The organism is Thermoplasmatales archaeon (genome assembly GCA_014361195.1).
Lineage (GTDB): Archaea > Thermoplasmatota > E2 > UBA202 > JdFR-43 > JACIWB01.
Genome location: JACIWA010000003.1, coordinates 105,869 through 123,443 on the forward strand (window position 1 = coordinate 105,869; position 17,575 = coordinate 123,443).

Consider the following 17,575-nt stretch of genomic DNA (forward strand, 5'->3'; position numbering starts at 1 on the left):
ATAAATCTATAGATAATTCAGTCCATGAAAGTTGGAAAAAATACATTTATAGCAAAAAATGCAGTAATTATAGGAGATGTAGAAATAGGGGAAAAATGCAGTATATGGTATAATGCAATTTTAAGAGCGGATTTGAACAGGATATATATAGGAGATGAGAGCAACATTCAGGATTGCTGTGTAATTCACTGTTCAAAGGAGAATTCTGTAACAATAGGAAAAAATGTTTCAGTTGGGCATGGAGCAATTGTGCACGGAGCAAAAATAGAAGATGACTGTATAATTGGAATAAATTCAACAGTTTTGGATGGCTCAAAAATAGGGAAGGGAAGTATAGTTGCAGCAAATGCGATTGTTTTGCCAAATACAGTTATACCCCCAAATAGCTTGGTTGCGGGTGTGCCAGCGAAAGTGATAAGGGAGGATGAAAAACTCATTGAAGAAATAAGGAAGAATTCCTCAATTTATGTTGAGCTTGCGGAAAGATACTTAAAAGGAGGGTTTGAAGAGGGTAAAAAATGTCCCGTATGCAATGGAAATATGGAGAAAATTGCATCTGGAAAGGATTTTCCACCAATTCCATTTATAAAAATTCCAGATTGGATAAAGGAAGTAGATGCTTATAAATGCAATTCATGCGGATTTGTTGGATTATGGATTTGCCATTCATTATAGGCTACCATCCGTTATAATGAATCATATCATTGATTTCTCTTAACTCTTTCTCTTCAGGCTCTTCGTCCGCATAACCAACAGGAACAATTGCAACTGGCTTTATATAAGATGGTAAATTCAATATTTTAGCAATCTCTTCTTCATCAAAAGCTCCTACCCAGCATGTAGCAAGTCCTTCATCAAATGCAGAAAGTAAGAAATTTTCAACAGCTGCACAAGTATCTTCTATGCAGTAAAGCTTACCTCTTTTCCCATAGGGCAAAATTCTTCTTTCATTAGCACAAAAAACAACAACAAAAGGAGCGGATGAAATAAATTTTTGCCCATAAGAAGCTTCCGCAATTTTCTCCTTTATTTCTTTCTTATCAACAATTATGAATTCTCTCGCTTGCAGATTGCCCGCAGAAGGGGCAAGATTTGCAAGATAAAGAATATTGATTAGTTTCTCTATATCAAATTTTTTATATGAAAATTTCCTTATTGACCTTCTATTTTTAATTGCTTCTTTTAGCTCCATTACGCCTTCATTATACCAGCAAGAAATACTCCAATAGCAATAACCGCGCCAATAATTCCCCCTACAAGCGAGGCAATGCCTTTCTTCACTATTTCCCAGTCCCATGCTCTATCTCCCCATATTGCCCCGCCACTGTAATTGTAGAAAACCAAGGCAACAACCAGGCCTATTATCAGCAGAATTGCGCCTATCGCCCTGCTCCTCCCCGAGCCAAAGTATATTGTAAATAGCCCCCCTATTATTGTTCCAACCGCAAACACTAATAGAAGCATGCTCAAAAACAACCCCATAATATCGCTCATTTTTTCACCTCTCAAAATTTTGTTCCAGTAAGGGTTTTTGTATCAGTTACCCCATCTATCTTTCTTATTTTTTCTACAACAATTCTTCCAAGCTCTTCCAAGTCCTTTGCCTCTATTTTTGCAATTAAGTCATATTCTCCAAACAATGGGTGTAATTCCGCTATTTCCTTCAACTTTAAAAGTTCATTGTAAACCTGGTGCTCTTTTGCAGGTGCGGTGGATATCAATACAAACCCCACTGGCATAAGAGATAATATAATTTCTACTTATTAATTTTTCTATTTTCAAACCAGTTTCAATTTTCCGAGTTGAGGCTCATATATTAGACCTTTTTCCATTAATGAACATATTATTTCTTCTACACTTTCCCTATCCATTCCTATCTTTATTCCTTCTTCAACAACTTTTTCCCAGCTTACTCCATCAATTCCTTGCATTTCTTCAATTATTTTGAATATCTTTTCCTCACCCTCCAAATTCTTTTTAATATCTAATTTTTTTGATGTTATGAAGGAAAGAGTTTCTTTTAAAAGTATTTCATAATGCTCTATATCTATTTCTTTGTACAATTTAATCGCTTCTATTACTCCTTCCGCAATTATGGTTGGATAACCAATTTCAACTAAATTAGCAACGGTGGGATTTTTCATGTTCATTGCTTCCTTTATTGCATCTATCCTCATTGCCATATTTTTGCATGCTTCAAGAGTCCAATATTTTCTTATTTCTTCATTAACTTCTTTAGCAATTTCCGCCCTAGCAGAAACATATAGCACGCCTTCTTCTGGCTCATAAATTCTTGCCTTTCCAACAATTGCTACATAGGAAGGAATCTGTATATCCGCTAGTATGCTCGCTACTTCTGGCTTAAATGTTTCCGCATATACTACATGCGAACCAGTTGGATCAGATATTCTTGCCTTTCTTCTTATTCCTTCTCCACCTATTTCTTCCAAATCAGTTAAAACCCCAACAATATATAATCTATTGACTTTTGCTCCAAGAGGTGTTATTACATATTTAGGTGTTTTTTCTCCCTCGCTTTCAACAACATGGATCGCATCATTATATTCAGCTGCAAATATCCTCCAGGCAGGCTCTCTCATTTTAATCACCCAAGCTTGTTAAAAGCTCATCCGCTTCTTTTTCTACATCCACGCTAATTATTTCCGCATCTTTTGCAAATATTGTAACTATAAAATCACTCTGTATTGAATCGCCATGAACTCTTATAAGATGTGCAATAATTTTATCCTCTATTTCTTCGTTAACAATATCATAATCCATTGTCTCTTTTGCCATTGAAATATATTCTTCCATTTTTCTATTCAAAATTTTCTCTGATATTTCCCTATTAAATATTACATCAACCGCTCCTGTTCCATCATCAACAAGTGCCCTTATTCTCAAATCAGGAATAGCATCAACATTTCCATCTTCCTCGCAAACTCCTTCCCTTACCCTCCTGTTACATTTCGGGCATCTAAAAATTATGCCAGAATCTTTCCTGAGTTCAAGAATTGTTCCCTCTATCAGCAAGTCGATTCCTCCTCCTGCCTCCACAACCTTATATATAGGAACAACCCTCTTTTCCCTAATAATTTCTTCATCCAATTTTTCAACATCAGAATTTTCATCAAAAATAAGCTGGGGCGCGCCCCGCCAGCTTCTCACATACGCACCTTTTATTCTATAAACTTGGTCCTTTTTGAGGGAGAAGTCTTTCCATGAAGTGAATCTTATTCTTGCGGTTTCATCTTCAATTATTCCAGAAAAAACTTTTCTTACTTCATCCGCAATATTTACCTCTCTTTCTTCAATTTCAACAATCTTCCCCCTGACTTCAACATTTGATAAACCAACTTTCAAATCTATTAAATTATATTTTTTGGGGGCCCTTTTAATTAATTCTATATCATAATCAAGTTTTGTTATTTCAGTCCATTCAGAAAAGCTGAGGCGGGGATTTCCTTCCCACTCGCTTGATGATGCATTCTTTATTCTTAAAACATCCCCAACTTTTATATCAAAGTTTTTCCAGGCGGTGAATGGAATTATTGCGGTTTCATCACCTATTAACCCCCTGAATATTTTCCTTTTTTCTCCTCTAACTTCTACTTCCTTTTCATCTATAAATATTATTTTTCCAACCATATTAATTCCTCTCTCATTAGCCTTTATATCCTTTATCTTCCTCTCTCTCGATAACTTTCCGTATTTATGCAAAATTGCATCTTTTGCTTGGCTTAAAGGCACGCCATAATCAATGAATCTTCTTAAATCTTCTTCAATTTTTTCTCTTTCAACATTGACAACTGATATAATTTCCTCCACCGCTTCTTCAATTTCATCATTCATGACAATAAATTTCTAAATTTATATAAAATTTTGGAAGGCAAAGTGCAAAACAACCCATGATATCTAAAAAGATTTATAAAGATGCAAATAATTTCCAATCATGATAAAGAAGTTCGAGTCTTCAACGGGAGAGATTGTGATTGAAATTGACTATGACAAGTGCGAGGGAGCAGGTAAATGCGTGGAAGTATGCCCGGTTGGGATATATGAGTTAAAGGATGGAAAGACAATCGCAAACAATGTTGATGACTGCATAGAGTGCTGTGCCTGTGTTGAGTCTTGCCCAAACAATGCAATAAAACATAGCTCTTGCTGATGAAATTTATCCCCCTTCTAATTTCTTTTTTTCTTATTTTTCAAAATATATATGAAATTGAATTGAAGGATGATGCATTTCATTCTTCTTTGCCTTTTCATATTGAAACTTGGTATTTTGAGGCAATTTTTGAAAATTACAGCATTGTTTTCATGATTACTTTATTGCCAAATATTTTTGTTATGATTGGCGGGCATATTTATTCAAAAGGAAGAATAATATATGAGGAAAGGAAAATCTACAGGTCTTTTATTGTATCTGATGAATATCCTCTATTAAGAATTGATGAAGAGAATTTTATGGAAGGATATATCATTGATGGAAAAATATGCTATAATATATCCTATGTAGGGGATAATTTTGGCTTCAATTTAAATTTTGAAAATAAAACAAAGGGATGGAAAACTTTGCCTGATTTCTGGCTCTCTTTGCCAAATATGCCTGTTGAGGGAGAAATATTTATAAATGGATCGAGAGAGCTTGTAAAAGGTAAAGGATATCACGACCACAATATTTTTTATTTAAAATCAATATTTAGCAAGGGATATTTTGATGGAAAATTAATAGAGGAGAATTTCTCAATTGTATGGGGAAAAATAATTGGTAAGGAAGAGTTTATAATATTAAGCAATGAGAGTTTCTTTTTGCTCAAAAATGTTTCAATTTATATGGGCAATTATACTTTTGATCACGGGAAAATTATACCTACATCATTTAATATTCATGGAAAAAGTAAAAATATAGAGGTGTCTTTAAATTTCGATGCTTGTTCCATCCATTATATAAAGTTACCATTCATAAATTATTGGAGATACCATGTTTTTGTATCAGGAAAAGTATGTATTGATGGCTTTGAAAAAGAAATAAGAAGTTTTGAAATAATTGAATACATGGACTTTCTTCTTTAATCCTTTATATATGTTGGAGCATTTTTTGGCACTTTTCCTTTAATTTCATGATAATATGCATAAGTCATTGGCTCTTCATCACTTATTATTTCCGCATTAATTACTTTCCCAAAAAATACTGTATGGGTAAATACATCTGTTTTTCCAATTACCTCACATTCAATATAGGCAATGGAGTTTTCAATTAAGATAGGCGTTCCACTTTCTCCTATTTTATATTTCAAGTTTTCAAATTTTTTTATCTCCCTCCCACTTCTAAAACCAAATTTTCCTATGAAGGGCAAAGGAGTATTTTTACTTAATACAGAAATGCTGAAGAAATTGCTTTTCTCTATGAATTCGTGTGTTAAATTTTCCTTATTTATACATACCGCTATAACAGGTGGTTCAGAACAAACTTGAAAAAACAGAATTTGCTATCTGCCCGTTTAAAATATCATCCTTCTTAGAAGAGACAACATAAAGTCCATAACTTATTTTATGAAAGGCTTTTCTTTCCATAAAAGAAATGCTTTTTATATTAAAATGTTATGCGAGGGGCCGGATTTGAACCGGCGATGGCCTTCGCCAGCAGATCTTGAGTCTGCCGCCTTTCCTGGCTTGGCTACCCTCGCGCAACAATAATATTTTTTAGCTTTTTAAACTTATTTTTCGGTAACCCTTACTTTTCTTTAATTTTAAATATTTTTGCAGGCATACATATATGTTGAGGCATTCCGCAAAAACTGGTATAAGCTTTGGCCTAACTTCAGGAGTTATAACAACCCTTGGCCTTATGGTTGGATTGCACAGTGGAACAAATTCAAGAATTGCGGTTATTGGAGGAATTCTTACAATAGCAATTGCGGATGCTTTTTCTGATGCCCTTGGAATTCATATTTCTGAGGAATCGGAGAATAAGCATACTTCAAAGGAGATATGGGAATCTACTTTCTTCACCTTTATTTCAAAATTCATTTTTTCAATATCATTTATTGTCCCAGTTATAATCCTTAATCTCTCCTTTGCAATTATTGTAAATATTTTTTATGGAATTATCCTTATTGCTTTATTCAGTTTTTATTTGGCGAGAGAGCAAGAAGCAAGCAAATGGAAGGTAATAGGAGAGCATGTTATAATTACTGTTGTTGTAATAGTTATATCTCACTATATAGGGGAGATAATAAGTACGGTTTTCTCCTAAATTTTTAAATTTATTGCAATATGGTCTTTTGCATATGGTGAAAGCTCAATCATTTCAATTATTTCATAATTTTTTTCTATTCTCTCCTTAACTTTTTCAAAAATTTTTTTCGGCTTTTCCGCTATATCTATGCTTCTTGCTTTAACCATTATCATTCCATATTTTGGATAGAATTCCTCAATATTCTTCAAAAAAATTTCAATTTGGTTTTTTTGCGCTATATCCTGATATAAAAAATCAATTTCCTCAACTATTTTTTTGTATTCATCGGGTTTGTTTGCATCACTCATTATTGGTATCATATTCTTTCTATCCTCACAAAGTTTTACAAATTTTTTCATTGGCTTAAAAGCAATTTCTACCCCATAAATGATTCCTTCAGTTAACATATCTGAAAAATGACTTGCGGTTGTTCCATTTGCTACTCCTAAATAAAGCATTTTGCTTTTTTTATTCAATGGGGAAAATTTAAGCCCTTTCAATATTGAAGCACACATCTTACTCCTGTAAGGATTCCATACCCTGTATTCTTCTTCCCCCACCCTTATTATTTTTTCCCCATAAACATTTTTACCGGGCAAAAGATTTTTTGTCAAAATTTTATTCTCTTCTCTATAAATTCCTTCAAATATCTTTTTCATCTTCAACCTTCCTCTGCAAAATATTAGAGACAATTGCCAAGCAATCAAAAACTGGAGCAACAGATGGGGCATATGCATTTTCAATTTTCGCAAAATCTTTAACCCTCATCCTCGCATATATTGCAACCGCTACTCTATCTATTACTTTAGCAGCTCCTCTGCCAACCGCTTGCGCCCCCGCAATTTTTCCATCCTTTGCAACCAACTTAATCAAAAATTCTTCTCCTTCCATATAATTCGGCAAGTCCTTCCCAATATATTTTGCTGAAACTCCTTCGCTTCCCATAAGTCCAACAGATGCGATTTCAATTCCAAAAACTTTCGTTGTTTTTGAAAATAAAGGAGGAATTAAGCTTTCATTTCCTCCCGCGGAATTTATCCCAGCAACCATTCCTTGTCTAACCGCTATGCTCCCTAGCCCCACATTTATCGCCCTCCCAAAAAAATCTTTAACCTTTGTGCAATCACCAGCAGAATATATATCCTCTCTGAAATAGCATTTCTCGTCGACATCTATTACATCTTTTATTATTCCATTTGGCTTGTTTCCTGTAGCAATAACGGTAAAATCACTCTTATAATTCTCTTCCCCAAAAACCTCTCCACCTTGCACTTCTTCAACCTTATAATTCAAAACAATATCAAGCCCTATTTTTTTCATTAAATAATCCGCAACATCCTTATCAAGCATATTTGGTAATATATTTGGCATATACTCAAGAATTTTAACTTCAATTCCAATTTTTTTTAGTGCTTCCGCTATTTCAATTCCAACCAATCCAGCACCTATCACAATTGCACTTTTAGCATTTAAAGCAATTCTTCTTATCTCAATTGCATCATTTAAATTTCTCAGAAAATAAGCATTTTCCGCCTTAAATGGGCAACTTGGCTTTGCTCCAGATGCAATAATCAATTTATCAAACTCTTCCTCTTTTTCTCCTTCAACTATCCTTGCATCTATATCTATTCTTTTAATCTCTTCATTTCTATAAGATATGCCCATTTTTTCAAAATCGCTCCGAGTAAGCTCAACTATTTTTTTCCAATCCATTCCAGAAATTACATATGGCAAAGCACATCTTGAATAAAGCCCCATCCCTTCTTTATCAAATAAAACAACCTCCGCTTTCCTATTTGTTTTTTTTGCAAACTGGGCTGCGGTTGCGCCAGCGGAACCGCCTCCTACTATAACTATTTTCATAATTTGAAAAATTCCTTGATCTCTTTCACAAAACCATCAAAGCCCGCATATCGAGGTATTACTTTTTTTGCCCCCACTTCAATTAGTTTTTCCGCCCAATCAGTACCAAAAAATGCGGTGAAGCCATATACATTTGCATTTTTATCCATTTCAATAATTTTTCTTGTTGTTTCAACGCCATCTATATCTGGTAATTTTAAATCCATTATAACCAGATCCGGCTTCTTTCCTTTTTCCATAAGCTCCTTATATTTCTGAATTCCTTCTCTTCCATCATATGCAGAATAAATCTCAATTTTAAGACCTTCTTTAATCATGTACCTTTTCATCAATTCCTGCATTTCTTTCTCATCTTCAACTATCAACAGCACACTTTTCATTTTTATGATAGTAATGCAAAGAGAATATAAATTTTACTTAAATTTGCAAACTCAGAAAATCATAAATATATGCCAGTTATAACCTCATGGCAAGAAAGCCCGGAAGAATGTATCGAGATATAAAGGGCAGGGTAACTACAAGAAAGGAATATATAGGAGGTGTTCCCGCCCCAAGAATTACTCAATTTGACCTAGGTAATCTTAGCCAGGAGTTCCCTGTAGAAGTATCCCTAATAACAAAGGAAAAATGCAATATTCTGCATCGAGCTCTAGAAGCAGCGCGTGTAACAGCAAACAGATATATCATGCAAGCAGCTGGCAAATCAAATTATCGCCTAAAAATAAGGATTTATCCTCATGTAGTAATAAGGGAGAACAAGCAGGCAACCGGCGCAGGCGCGGATAGAGTTTCTCAGGGAATGAGGAGATCATATGGAAAGCCGGTGGGAACCGCAGCTCGGGTCAAAGAAGGGCAAAAAATAATATCGATATGGACAAACCCTGAATATATAGAAGGGGCAAAAGAAGCACTTAGAAGGGCAATTGCAAAACTTCCAACACCTTGCAGAATAGAAGTTACCCAAAATAGGAGTTAAAAGCACAATATTTTTAATATTCATTTAATTATGCTTGTGGACGAAAAAAACTTTGTTGAAAAATTGCAGGAATATATAGAGATTGTAGAGAGGCATTTAAAAGTTCTTTTGATAGTAAAAGAAGAGGGACCAGTAGGAATAATAAAATTATCAAACTTAACAGGCTTGCCGCCTCACAAAGTGAGATATTCTTTAAGGATTCTTGAAAAAAACGGACTTATAAAGGCAACAACAAGTGGAGCGACTGCAACAGATAAAACAGAAGAATTTATAAACCATTTTCAGAATATATTAAACAACAATCTCGAAAAATTGGCAAAACTCAATGAAATAATAAAAAGCCGCGGTAGCTCAGCTGGGAGAGCGTGCGGCTGAAGACCGCAAGGTCGAGGGTTCGACCCCCTCCCGCGGCATTTTTATGTCAAAAAGTAATATATTGCTCAAAATATCATTCGCGGATGCATTTACCATAGTAAATGGAATAAGTGGTTTATTTTTAATATTTTTTTCAATCAATAAAAATTTTTACATTGCATTTGTCTTTCTTTTAATAGCGGTTCTTGCTGATGGATTAGATGGAATTATTGCAAGAAAATTGGGAAGTTTTGTTGGAAAATATATGGATGAATTTTCTGATACTGTTTCTTTTTGCGTTTCTCCCTGTATTTTTGCTTTTTTAAAATACGAAATAAAAACAAGCGATTTAATTTTCCTTTCTGTTTCATCAATTTTCCTAATTTCTGGCATACTTCATCTTATCTCATACCATATAGGGGAAAAAAATTATTTTATTGGACTCACTACACCAGCGAGTGCAATAATAATTTTCTGTATTTCTTATCTGGGTATTCCATTATTCATATTATATATAGGGTTTTTATTGCTTTCATTTCTTATGGTTTCAAATATTCCTTATCCAAGAATTGAAAAATACAATTCAGTTATTTCAGTAATAATAATATTTCTTGCAATGAGCGGTTTAAAAGAGTTTATCTATCTTCTCCTTTTCTCAACAACCTTATATATCATTTTTGGGCCAATTTATCTTATTCGTAATAGTAAGAGTTTTTGAAGAAGGTCAAATCTATTTTTTCCCAATCATTGAAATCATTTATTCCATGACTGCCATCTGAATAATCAACAAGCTCGAAGGAGTAACGATAATTCAAACAGCTTTTATAATTTTCATATTTCCAATAGCCAGGAAGCCATGGGGCATTACAGCTTTCATTATCTATTCCTCCAAAATCATCTTCAAATAAGCCGAGGTTATGGCCGAGTTCATGCATTATTAGGCTTGCATAAGCTGTTTTCCTTTTTTCCCCAATTCTCCAGTCATTTATATACTGGCAAGCAAGCAAAATTGAGTCGCAGTTATCATAACCAACAAAGGCATTTCCTCCTCTGGCGCCAGGGCCATACGCAACGAGGATTAAGTAATGATAAATTCCATGTTTTGGGCTATTTGCGTTTCCGTTGAGGAAATAATCCCAGTAAAAATCCCTTGCTTCCTTATAATATATCCTCTCCCTATAAGGCAATTCATCATCTACTTTAATATGGAGTGTTATATTATGCTTCGAGAAAGCATCACATAGCATTTGAATGCTTTCATTGGATATCCTATATTGGGGCATATAATCTATTTCAACAAAAATATCCTTTGCGAAAGGATCTGATAAATCATATCTCATCATATATTCTTCTAAATTACTTAAACCATCATTATCTGTGTCAATATTTGCATGATTTTCTGGATTAAAAGGATCATAACCATATTTATCTTCCCATTCTATGGCTACACCATCTCCATCATAATCAATTCCATAGTCGCTTACATATGGATTTGTATGGTATATATTTACTTCTTCCCAATATGTTAGCCTGTCATTGTCATAGTCATTGTAAATTATATCAAACCATATTTCATAATTTTCGTGCTTTATGCGCCCGTAACCATCTTCATCACCAAGAAAATCATCTCCAAACCACCCACCTGTTGCTAAATCATAATAAACATTGAATTTTTTTCCTAAATTGAATGATATTTCTACAAATTGCTTTTTGTCATCAACATTTTCCCAAAATATAATTTCTGGATATTCATCTCCACAGAATATACTGCAATTTTTCTTTCCATCTATTTTAACCTCAAGTAGCCCTTTCCTAGGAAATCTGGCTCTTTTTATACATATTCCCACCCATATATCTACTAAAGGGTCAAAATCATCTGTTTCAATCTTTAACCTTTTTATTTCATTGCTTATTTTTTCAAACTCCTTCTCCTCGTTTTTGCACATTTTCTCATAATATTTTAATGAATAATTTTCATATATCGGCTCAAGAAGCCATGGCATATATTCTATCTTGCTCAATTTTTTGTGAAATTTCTGGGGTGCAATTTTTCCCCAATAATTTCTTCTTGCATTACATATAGAATAAGAAGCATCTATTGAATACATCTCACTTCCAACTATATCATTGTAATTTATCAAAATATCCTTGCTCTTCTCTAAAGCTATAGAAAACCTGCATCTTTTTATAAGATTTTTATAAATTTTGATTTCATGGGAGCTTTCAATTTTAACACCATATCTACTCTTAATTATTCTACATTCCTCTATCTCAATCCCTTTTGATTCAACAATTTTTATTCCAAAACTTCCATAAGATATGTTACAATCCTTTATTTTATTTGAAAGTGAATTGATAAAAAATATTTCTCCTTGATTGTTGTTGCATTTATATAATTCGCATTTTTCAATTAAATTATTCGAAGAGTATTCTCCATATATCCCTGCTCCACAAGTATGAATTCTTAAATTGGATATGCAATTATTTTGAGATATTTCCAATCCAATTCCACATTTATATATTTCGCAATCTTCTAAATAGCTGTTGTTTGCTAAAATACCCCCTCCACATTCAAAAATTTCGCAGTTTTTTATGATAGTTTTATTTCCAATTATACCATATCTTCCCCTGTAAATTCTTGATTTTTCAATTAATCCATTTTTTCCTTCAAATATAACCACCCCATCACTTGAATTAAAAATTTCTAAGCCAGATATATTTACAAAATCCGCTTTTACTTTTATAGCGGTTTCCCCACATCCATCTATAATTACTCTTCCAATTCCATAAATTTTTAAACTTTTATTAATTATTATATTTTCCCTATACACTCCTTCCCTGATAAATATACTATCTCCTTCTCTTGCAGAATCTATTACATCTTGGATACTCTGCCCATTTTCAACAATGAAGTCGTCTGTAATTGCATTTGGCAAAAGGAATAGGAAAGAAACAAACAAAACATATTTTTTCATAAAATTATATACTTCAGATATTAAATTTTTATTGGAACCAATCAATTTTTGTTTGCCCTACCATTTCTCTCTTTTCCATTTTTTCCTTCTTTTTAAGGATATCATTCATTTTCTTAATCTGCATCATCATCTTAGCCTCTTTCCTTTTACTGCTCCAGTAATATGCCTCATCCCTCGATCCTTTCATTATAATTATCACAACCTCGCCCGGCGCGCCCCCCCTTGCAGTCCTTCCCCTTCGCTGAATATGCCTTATTGCGCTTGCAACTGGCTCATAAAAAATTACAAGGCTTGTTGAAGGTATATCTATTCCTTCCTCACCTATGCTTGTTGAGACAAGAATGTTGCATTCCCCGTTTCTGAATTTATTTATAACTTGTTTTTGTTCTTCTTGACTCATGCCATCTCCTTCACCTTTTGCTTGACCTATAAATTTTAAAGAGTTTATGCCAAATTTTTTAAGATAGGAAACTATTGTTTCTATTGTATCACGATATTCAGCAAATATTATGATGCGGGCGTTTCTATTTTCTGATAAACGGGTTTCTACAATCTCTTTAGTTATTTCAAGTTTTGGATTTTCTATTTCACCAATTATTTCTCTCTTTATTTGTATGAATTCTGGATTCATTCTTATTTTCTTTCCGGATCTTGAAAAATCCTTCTCAATTTTTCTAATATAATTTTTTGCCGAGTCAACACCTTGACTTGTAAGCATTTCTTTTAAATGATATAGTTTAAGAATTACCGCAAGTGTTGAGATTGCATTATATATGCTCCCTCCCTCGCTGATTCTTTTCTGCAAATTATCTTGCAAATTGAGGAGCATCTTTTTTGTAACTCTTTTTGGAGAAAGAGATATTTTTATATATTTATTCATTTCAACAAAAAAATCGTTTATAATTTTATCTATCTTGGTTACAATATCTTTTATTCTTTGGGGCATTTCAACTATTTTCCATTGTATTTTTCTCTCCCCCACATATGGCTTAACATCTGGATCATCATCTGTTCTTGCTTCAATATTTTCTATTCCAAGATTTTTTATTACTTCCCTAAGTCTTTTAATACTGCTTCCAGGTGATGCAGTAAGAGCTAACACTTGGATATTATTTTCAATAAATTTTTTACCTATGTCAACATATGCATAATTTCCAACCGCGCGATGGGCTTCATCAAAAACAACCAAACTGAATTTTTTAAAATCGAGCAATTCAATATCATTTTTTATTGTTTGAGGGGTTGCAACAATTATATTTCCCACCCTATAAATTTCTTTTCTCTTCTCTTTCTTTGTTTTTTCACCAGTTATAAGAAAAATCTCTTTTCCTTCAATTAATTCTTTCAATGTTGCATGATGTTGCTCGCAAAGTGGTTTTGTTGGAGCAAGAAATAAAACTTTTCCTTTCTCTAATTTATCTGCAACTAACATTGTCGCTATAAACGTTTTCCCTAATCCTGTGGGCAAGACAACAAGAGAATTTCTATTTCTTATTGATGTGAAAATGTTAATTTGGTATTCTCTGGGAGTTATTTTATCCAATCTTATGTTTTTAATTTTTAATTCCATTTCATTTTTAATTAAAATAACCATATAAATTTATTGGATTCAAAAACAATAAGATTATTAATCTCAAACATTTTCTTTTTGTGAAGAAAATAATTATTGCAATTGCTATAATGCTCAATATCTCGCTCTGCGGTTGCATTTCTGCTGGGGAAATTTATGGAAAGATTTCTGATCTTTTTAAAAAGCCAGAAAAATATGAATGGAGGACAATGGTTAATTTAAAAGATGAATTTAAATGGATAGATATTCTCAACCCAGATATTGCAAAAAATGTTTCCGTCCCAATAATTGTTCGCGAAAAAACAAAATATCTACATATCTCCATTGAAGTGAATTTTTCAAACCCTTTATCCTCTGATATCCAGTTTTTGAGCCAAGGAAATCTGAATTTAACCATTCTAACTCCCTCTGAGGAGATAAACAGAGAATACTGCACAACCACAAAATCAAGATCATACCAAGAATATTTCTATTTTGAGAAACCTCTGCCAGGTGAATGGGATATCATTTTGAAATTGGTTGGATGCGGGGAATATAAAATATTTGTAGAAGCATTTGTTTCATAGGCCGCCGTAGCTCAGCGGGAAGAGCATCTGATTCGTAATCAGAAGGTCGCGGGTTCAAACCCCGCCGGCGGCTTCCCACCCCTTCATTTCCACTGGAAAGTTTATATTTTGAAAAAAATTTATTGGCGTGATAACAATAATTGATGGATATGTAGACGAACCTTCTTGTTTGGGCGTCCCTCCTTTTATATCACCTTATATGAGATATATCTGTGGAGCAATAAGAGATGCGGGAGAAGAATATGAATATATTACAATAGATGAATGGAGGAATGGAAAAAAAATCAATGGAAATATACTATTGATTTATGCTGGCTCGGTTATTCCTGGAAAATATTTGAGAGGGATGCCAATTTCTTTTAGAGAATTTTTAAACATTTGCTCAAATTTTAAAGGTATAAAAATATTATGTGGAGCATGTGCAAAATTTGGATTTTGCCAGGGAGGAGGAAAAAATTTAATTGATGGGAAAAAATTTGTTGATTATTATTCATTAGGTGATGATGATGCTTTTATATATGATTTTTTAAATGGGGAAATAAATCACAGGAGGAGAAAAAAAGAGGAATGGAAAAGATGGAGTATTATGGGAGCTGAATTGGTTAAATATCATCCAGATTTTCCACAACCATTAATAGCGGAAATAGAGACATATAGGGGTTGCGTAAGGTGGTTTACAGGAGGTTGCTCCTTCTGCATTGAACCTTCTTTTGGAAAGCCAGAAATGAGGGATGAGAGAGAAATAACTAATGAGATAAAAGAATTGAATAAGATAGGTGTAAAAAATTTTAGATTAGGATGCCAGACATGCTTTTTTTCTTATAAAGCAAAAGGGATTGGAAAGAGCGAATTACCAAAACCAAATGTAGATGCTATTAAAAGACTCCTTGAAAGAATTTCAAAAATTAAACCGAATGTATTGCATATAGATAATGTAAATCCTGCAATTGTTGCGGAATGGGAAGAGGAAAGTAGAAAAATAGTAAAAATGATAGTGAAATATTGCACGCCCGGCAACACCGCAGCATTTGGAATGGAAAGCGCGGATGAAAATGTAATAAAGGAGAATAATTTAAATGCAAATCCAGAGCAAGTTTTTAAAGCAATAGAGATTATAAACGAAGGAGGAAGAGATATAGGAAAAAATGGTATGCCAAATTTTCTTCCTGGAGTAAATATTCTTTTTGGTTTAAGAGGAGAGAGTAAAAAGACTTATGAATTGAATTTAAAATTTTTGAAAGAAGTTATGAATAAAAATCTTCTTTTGAGGAGAATAAATATAAGGCAAGTGGTTTATTTAAAAGGGAGGAGAGTAAAAATAGATATCAAATTATTCAAAAAATTCAAAAGGTTTGTTAATGAAGAGATAAATAAAAAAATGCTGAGAAAAATACTACCCGAAAAAAGTATTTTAAGAGATGTTTTTCTTGAAATAAATATAGGGAAAAATACTTTTGGAAGACAAATAGGTTCATACCCTGTTCTTGTCTGTTTACCATATAAAACCAGTGTGAATCGTTTTGTTGATGTAAAAATTTTTGATTATGGATATAGAAGTGTTACAGGTGTAGAATATCCTTTAAATATAAATAAAGTCGGTTATAATGTAATAAGAATTTTGCCTGGTTTGAAAAATAAAGCGGTAGATATAGTAAAGAAAAGACCTTTTAGAGATATAAATGAAATAGAAGAATTTGGAGAAGAGCTGCTTGATTGGTTTGTAGTATAAATTCACAATAGATTTTTTAGATGAATGATTTCGAAATTTAGTTTTTTATTGCTGATAATTTTTTTGATTCCTTCTACATGACCTTCCCCTACAATTGCAATAACTTTATCATATTTTTCCATTAAATTTATCATGAAATTTGCCATATGCTCATCCCTCTCATCTATCAATATTTTTTTGATTTTTGGAAATCTTATTCCCATTTCATTAATAAACTCATTAGGCCTATCTTTTATTTCATTGAGTTGTTCCTCAATTCTTCTTCTATTTTCAAATAAGGAGAAAAATATACCAAAAAGAAATAAAATTTTTTCTTTAAAACTCAACTCATTCCATAATCTGCTAACTATTTCATTCGCTTTTTTATCAATATAAAATATAGGGATGTTTTTATTTTTTGCTATATCCATAGCCACAATCATCTCTTTCCCTAACTCAACTCCTAATTTTTTAGCAACATTATCCTGATATTTAGCTAAAAGATAATAAAAAGAGAATGAAAATCTTTTTTTATTTTCCTTTTTTTCAATAAACATTGCTCTCTCTTTGTCTAGCTCAATGGCAATTGCATCCGGCTCCTCCTCCAGAATTATCCTTCTAATCTTGTCCTCCAAATCAAATACATGTCCTACCCCTAAAATAATCAACTTTTTATCCATTCTACAATCTCTTTTATACCAACTCCTCTTTTAGCATCTGTTAAAAATACTTTTTTTGGTGCTATTTTTCTTATATCTTCCAGCAAAACATCTATGCTCGCATCCATGTAAGGAGCAAGGTCTATTTTATTTATTACAATAAAATCAGATAGCTGAAATATTAAAGGTTGTTTTCTAACCATATCATCCCCCTCACTTATAGATATAATAACACCTCTCCTGTGCGCCCCCAGCTCAAAGTCCGCGGGGCAGACAAGATTACCAACATTTTCTATAAACAAATAATTTATCTCGTTGAGGTTAATTTCTTCAATTGCATGCTCAATTAAATGGGCATCCAAATGGCACTCTTTACCAGTATTTATATTCACTACCTGCACACCGTATTTTTTAATTCTCCTGTAGTCATCATCACCACAAACATCACCAACAATAACCCCTATCCTAAACTCTTTCATATTTTCTATCAATCTTTCAATGATAAGGGTTTTACCTGAGCCAACAGAACCCATAAATTCAATAGCTTTTACTTTCTTTTCATCAAGAATTTTTCTTATTTCTTCCGCAATCTTTCTATTTTCCTCATATAAATCCTTTCCGATTTCCAAATCTATTTTATGCATAACAATAATGAAATGATAT

21 protein-coding genes, 3 tRNA genes and 1 pseudogene are annotated in these 17,575 nt (G+C 32.9%); 11 read left to right on the forward strand and 14 right to left on the reverse strand.

Features of this window, described 5'->3' with window-relative positions; all coding sequences use genetic code 11:
* The first annotated feature begins 24 nt into the window (after window positions 1-24).
* Window positions 25-675: a gamma carbonic anhydrase family protein gene (locus tag H5T44_03000; GenBank protein MBC7081199.1), complete on the forward strand. Its 651-nt coding sequence runs from the start codon at window positions 25-27 to the stop codon at window positions 673-675.
* 1 nt (window position 676) lies between these two features.
* Here H5T44_03000 and H5T44_03005 read toward each other — a convergent pair whose 3' ends face one another.
* The 5 genes from H5T44_03005 to H5T44_03025 are packed head-to-tail and all read right to left on the reverse strand — an operon-like array spanning window position 677 to window position 3,852.
* Window positions 677-1,192 (reverse strand): nitroreductase family protein, encoded by a 516-nt coding sequence (locus H5T44_03005; protein MBC7081200.1) that lies wholly within the window; start codon window positions 1,190-1,192, stop codon window positions 677-679.
* On the reverse strand, window positions 1,192-1,494 hold the full coding sequence (locus H5T44_03010) for a hypothetical protein (protein ID MBC7081201.1): 303 nt from the start codon (window positions 1,492-1,494) through the stop codon (window positions 1,192-1,194). The genes H5T44_03005 and H5T44_03010 overlap by 1 nt, the downstream gene beginning before the upstream one ends.
* 11 nt (window positions 1,495-1,505) lie before the next feature.
* The gene (locus H5T44_03015; protein MBC7081202.1) at window positions 1,506-1,739 is read right to left on the reverse strand and encodes an Lrp/AsnC ligand binding domain-containing protein; all 234 of its coding nucleotides are present in this window, start codon (window positions 1,737-1,739) and stop codon (window positions 1,506-1,508) included.
* Window positions 1,740-1,778: 39 nt separating this feature from the next.
* Complete coding sequence (locus H5T44_03020; protein MBC7081203.1) at window positions 1,779-2,600, reverse strand: hypothetical protein; 822 nt, start codon at window positions 2,598-2,600, stop codon at window positions 1,779-1,781.
* A 1-nt stretch (window position 2,601) separates the two neighbouring features.
* Window positions 2,602-3,852 (reverse strand): hypothetical protein, encoded by a 1,251-nt coding sequence (locus H5T44_03025; protein ID MBC7081204.1) that lies wholly within the window; start codon window positions 3,850-3,852, stop codon window positions 2,602-2,604.
* Window positions 3,853-3,952: 100 nt separating this feature from the next.
* On the opposite strand from H5T44_03025, the gene H5T44_03030 reads away from it, so the two are divergent.
* Complete coding sequence (locus tag H5T44_03030) at window positions 3,953-4,168, forward strand: 4Fe-4S binding protein (GenBank protein ID MBC7081205.1); 216 nt, start codon at window positions 3,953-3,955, stop codon at window positions 4,166-4,168.
* Window positions 4,169-4,230: 62 nt separating this feature from the next.
* Entirely contained in the window at window positions 4,231-5,076 is an 846-nt protein-coding gene (locus tag H5T44_03035; GenBank protein ID MBC7081206.1) for a hypothetical protein, read from the forward strand.
* Here the strand turns inward: H5T44_03035 and H5T44_03040 are convergent.
* Both H5T44_03040 and H5T44_03045 read right to left on the reverse strand, forming a co-directional pair.
* Window positions 5,073-5,577: pseudogene (locus H5T44_03040) on the reverse strand (flavin reductase). The gene H5T44_03035 and the pseudogene H5T44_03040 overlap by 4 nt on opposite strands.
* A gap of 30 nt (window positions 5,578-5,607) precedes the next feature.
* Window positions 5,608-5,690 (reverse strand) — tRNA-Leu (locus H5T44_03045).
* Between the two features lie 92 nt (window positions 5,691-5,782).
* Here H5T44_03045 and H5T44_03050 point away from each other — a divergent pair.
* Window positions 5,783-6,259 (forward strand): hypothetical protein, encoded by a 477-nt coding sequence (locus H5T44_03050; GenBank protein MBC7081207.1) that lies wholly within the window; start codon window positions 5,783-5,785, stop codon window positions 6,257-6,259.
* Here H5T44_03050 and H5T44_03055 read toward each other — a convergent pair.
* From H5T44_03055 to H5T44_03065, 3 genes are read right to left on the reverse strand one after another with little or no spacing between them, the layout of a single operon-like run.
* Window positions 6,256-6,900, reverse strand: a complete 645-nt coding sequence (locus tag H5T44_03055; GenBank protein MBC7081208.1) for a fibrillarin-like rRNA/tRNA 2'-O-methyltransferase — start codon at window positions 6,898-6,900, stop codon at window positions 6,256-6,258. The two genes, H5T44_03050 and H5T44_03055, sit on opposite strands and share 4 nt — an antisense overlap.
* Window positions 6,884-8,104, reverse strand: a complete 1,221-nt coding sequence (locus tag H5T44_03060; GenBank protein ID MBC7081209.1) for an FAD-dependent oxidoreductase — start codon at window positions 8,102-8,104, stop codon at window positions 6,884-6,886. The genes H5T44_03055 and H5T44_03060 overlap by 17 nt, the downstream gene beginning before the upstream one ends.
* Window positions 8,101-8,484, reverse strand: a complete 384-nt coding sequence (locus H5T44_03065) for a response regulator (protein MBC7081210.1) — start codon at window positions 8,482-8,484, stop codon at window positions 8,101-8,103. Before H5T44_03065 ends, H5T44_03060 begins: the two co-directional genes overlap by 4 nt.
* Before the next feature lie 86 nt (window positions 8,485-8,570).
* Here H5T44_03065 and rplJ point away from each other — a divergent pair, with 86 nt between their 5' ends.
* The 4 genes from rplJ (at window position 8,571) to H5T44_03085 (ending at window position 10,152) form a co-directional block, all read left to right on the forward strand.
* Window positions 8,571-9,080 carry a 50S ribosomal protein L16 gene (gene rplJ / locus H5T44_03070; GenBank protein MBC7081211.1) on the forward strand — a complete coding sequence of 170 codons (510 nt, stop codon included), beginning with the start codon at window positions 8,571-8,573 and terminating at the stop codon, window positions 9,078-9,080.
* Between the two features lie 30 nt (window positions 9,081-9,110).
* Window positions 9,111-9,455, forward strand: a complete 345-nt coding sequence (locus H5T44_03075; GenBank protein MBC7081212.1) for a hypothetical protein — start codon at window positions 9,111-9,113, stop codon at window positions 9,453-9,455.
* Window positions 9,421-9,493 (forward strand) — tRNA-Phe (locus tag H5T44_03080). The genes H5T44_03075 and H5T44_03080 overlap by 35 nt, the downstream gene beginning before the upstream one ends.
* A gap of 5 nt (window positions 9,494-9,498) precedes the next feature.
* The gene (locus H5T44_03085) at window positions 9,499-10,152 is read left to right on the forward strand and encodes a CDP-alcohol phosphatidyltransferase family protein (protein MBC7081213.1); all 654 of its coding nucleotides are present in this window, start codon (window positions 9,499-9,501) and stop codon (window positions 10,150-10,152) included.
* Here H5T44_03085 and H5T44_03090 read toward each other — a convergent pair.
* Together H5T44_03090 and H5T44_03095 are read right to left on the reverse strand one after the other, a co-directional pair.
* A complete protein-coding gene (locus H5T44_03090) occupies window positions 10,127-12,409 on the reverse strand; it encodes a hypothetical protein (GenBank protein ID MBC7081214.1) in 2,283 nt (760 codons plus the stop codon). The two genes, H5T44_03085 and H5T44_03090, sit on opposite strands and share 26 nt — an antisense overlap.
* A gap of 28 nt (window positions 12,410-12,437) precedes the next feature.
* Window positions 12,438-13,979 carry a DEAD/DEAH box helicase family protein gene (locus H5T44_03095; protein ID MBC7081215.1) on the reverse strand — a complete coding sequence of 514 codons (1,542 nt, stop codon included), beginning with the start codon at window positions 13,977-13,979 and terminating at the stop codon, window positions 12,438-12,440.
* Window positions 13,980-14,059: 80 nt separating this feature from the next.
* Here H5T44_03095 and H5T44_03100 point away from each other — a divergent pair, with 80 nt between their 5' ends.
* From H5T44_03100 to H5T44_03110, 3 genes are all read left to right on the forward strand, one after another.
* Window positions 14,060-14,545, forward strand: a complete 486-nt coding sequence (locus H5T44_03100; GenBank protein MBC7081216.1) for a hypothetical protein — start codon at window positions 14,060-14,062, stop codon at window positions 14,543-14,545.
* Window positions 14,546-14,618, forward strand: a tRNA-Thr gene (locus H5T44_03105).
* Window positions 14,619-14,744: 126 nt separating this feature from the next.
* Entirely contained in the window at window positions 14,745-16,274 is a 1,530-nt protein-coding gene (locus H5T44_03110; GenBank protein ID MBC7081217.1) for a radical SAM protein, read from the forward strand.
* 2 nt (window positions 16,275-16,276) lie between these two features.
* On the opposite strand, the gene H5T44_03115 is transcribed toward H5T44_03110, so the two are convergent.
* Window positions 16,277-16,933 (reverse strand): TraB/GumN family protein, encoded by a 657-nt coding sequence (locus H5T44_03115; GenBank protein MBC7081218.1) that lies wholly within the window; start codon window positions 16,931-16,933, stop codon window positions 16,277-16,279.
* Complete coding sequence (gene hypB, locus H5T44_03120) at window positions 16,918-17,556, reverse strand: hydrogenase nickel incorporation protein HypB (GenBank protein MBC7081219.1); 639 nt, start codon at window positions 17,554-17,556, stop codon at window positions 16,918-16,920. The genes H5T44_03115 and hypB overlap by 16 nt, the downstream gene beginning before the upstream one ends.
* Window positions 17,557-17,575 lie beyond the last annotated feature (19 nt).

What these genes read in the sequence shown, in the direction of transcription:
- H5T44_03000 (MBC7081199.1), top strand. Translation starts at nt 25, where the DNA reads ATGAAAGTTGGAAAAAATACATTTATAGCAAAAAATGCAGTAATTATA.
- H5T44_03005 (MBC7081200.1), bottom strand. Translation starts at nt 1,192, where the DNA reads ATGGAGCTAAAAGAAGCAATTAAAAATAGAAGGTCAATAAGGAAATTT.
- H5T44_03010 (MBC7081201.1), bottom strand. Translation starts at nt 1,494, where the DNA reads ATGAGCGATATTATGGGGTTGTTTTTGAGCATGCTTCTATTAGTGTTT.
- H5T44_03015 (MBC7081202.1), bottom strand. Translation starts at nt 1,739, where the DNA reads ATGCCAGTGGGGTTTGTATTGATATCCACCGCACCTGCAAAAGAGCAC.
- H5T44_03020 (MBC7081203.1), bottom strand. Translation starts at nt 2,600, where the DNA reads ATGAGAGAGCCTGCCTGGAGGATATTTGCAGCTGAATATAATGATGCG.
- H5T44_03025 (MBC7081204.1), bottom strand. Translation starts at nt 3,852, where the DNA reads ATGAATGATGAAATTGAAGAAGCGGTGGAGGAAATTATATCAGTTGTC.
- H5T44_03030 (MBC7081205.1), top strand. Translation starts at nt 3,953, where the DNA reads ATGATAAAGAAGTTCGAGTCTTCAACGGGAGAGATTGTGATTGAAATT.
- H5T44_03055 (MBC7081208.1), bottom strand. Translation starts at nt 6,900, where the DNA reads ATGAAAAAGATATTTGAAGGAATTTATAGAGAAGAGAATAAAATTTTG.
- H5T44_03060 (MBC7081209.1), bottom strand. Translation starts at nt 8,104, where the DNA reads ATGAAAATAGTTATAGTAGGAGGCGGTTCCGCTGGCGCAACCGCAGCC.
- H5T44_03065 (MBC7081210.1), bottom strand. Translation starts at nt 8,484, where the DNA reads ATGAAAAGTGTGCTGTTGATAGTTGAAGATGAGAAAGAAATGCAGGAA.
- rplJ (MBC7081211.1), top strand. Translation starts at nt 8,571, where the DNA reads ATGGCAAGAAAGCCCGGAAGAATGTATCGAGATATAAAGGGCAGGGTA.
- H5T44_03075 (MBC7081212.1), top strand. Translation starts at nt 9,111, where the DNA reads ATGCTTGTGGACGAAAAAAACTTTGTTGAAAAATTGCAGGAATATATA.
- H5T44_03085 (MBC7081213.1), top strand. Translation starts at nt 9,499, where the DNA reads ATGTCAAAAAGTAATATATTGCTCAAAATATCATTCGCGGATGCATTT.
- H5T44_03090 (MBC7081214.1), bottom strand. Translation starts at nt 12,409, where the DNA reads ATGAAAAAATATGTTTTGTTTGTTTCTTTCCTATTCCTTTTGCCAAAT.
- H5T44_03095 (MBC7081215.1), bottom strand. Translation starts at nt 13,979, where the DNA reads ATGGAATTAAAAATTAAAAACATAAGATTGGATAAAATAACTCCCAGA.
- H5T44_03110 (MBC7081217.1), top strand. Translation starts at nt 14,745, where the DNA reads ATGAGATATATCTGTGGAGCAATAAGAGATGCGGGAGAAGAATATGAA.
- H5T44_03115 (MBC7081218.1), bottom strand. Translation starts at nt 16,933, where the DNA reads ATGGATAAAAAGTTGATTATTTTAGGGGTAGGACATGTATTTGATTTG.
- hypB (MBC7081219.1), bottom strand. Translation starts at nt 17,556, where the DNA reads ATGCATAAAATAGATTTGGAAATCGGAAAGGATTTATATGAGGAAAAT.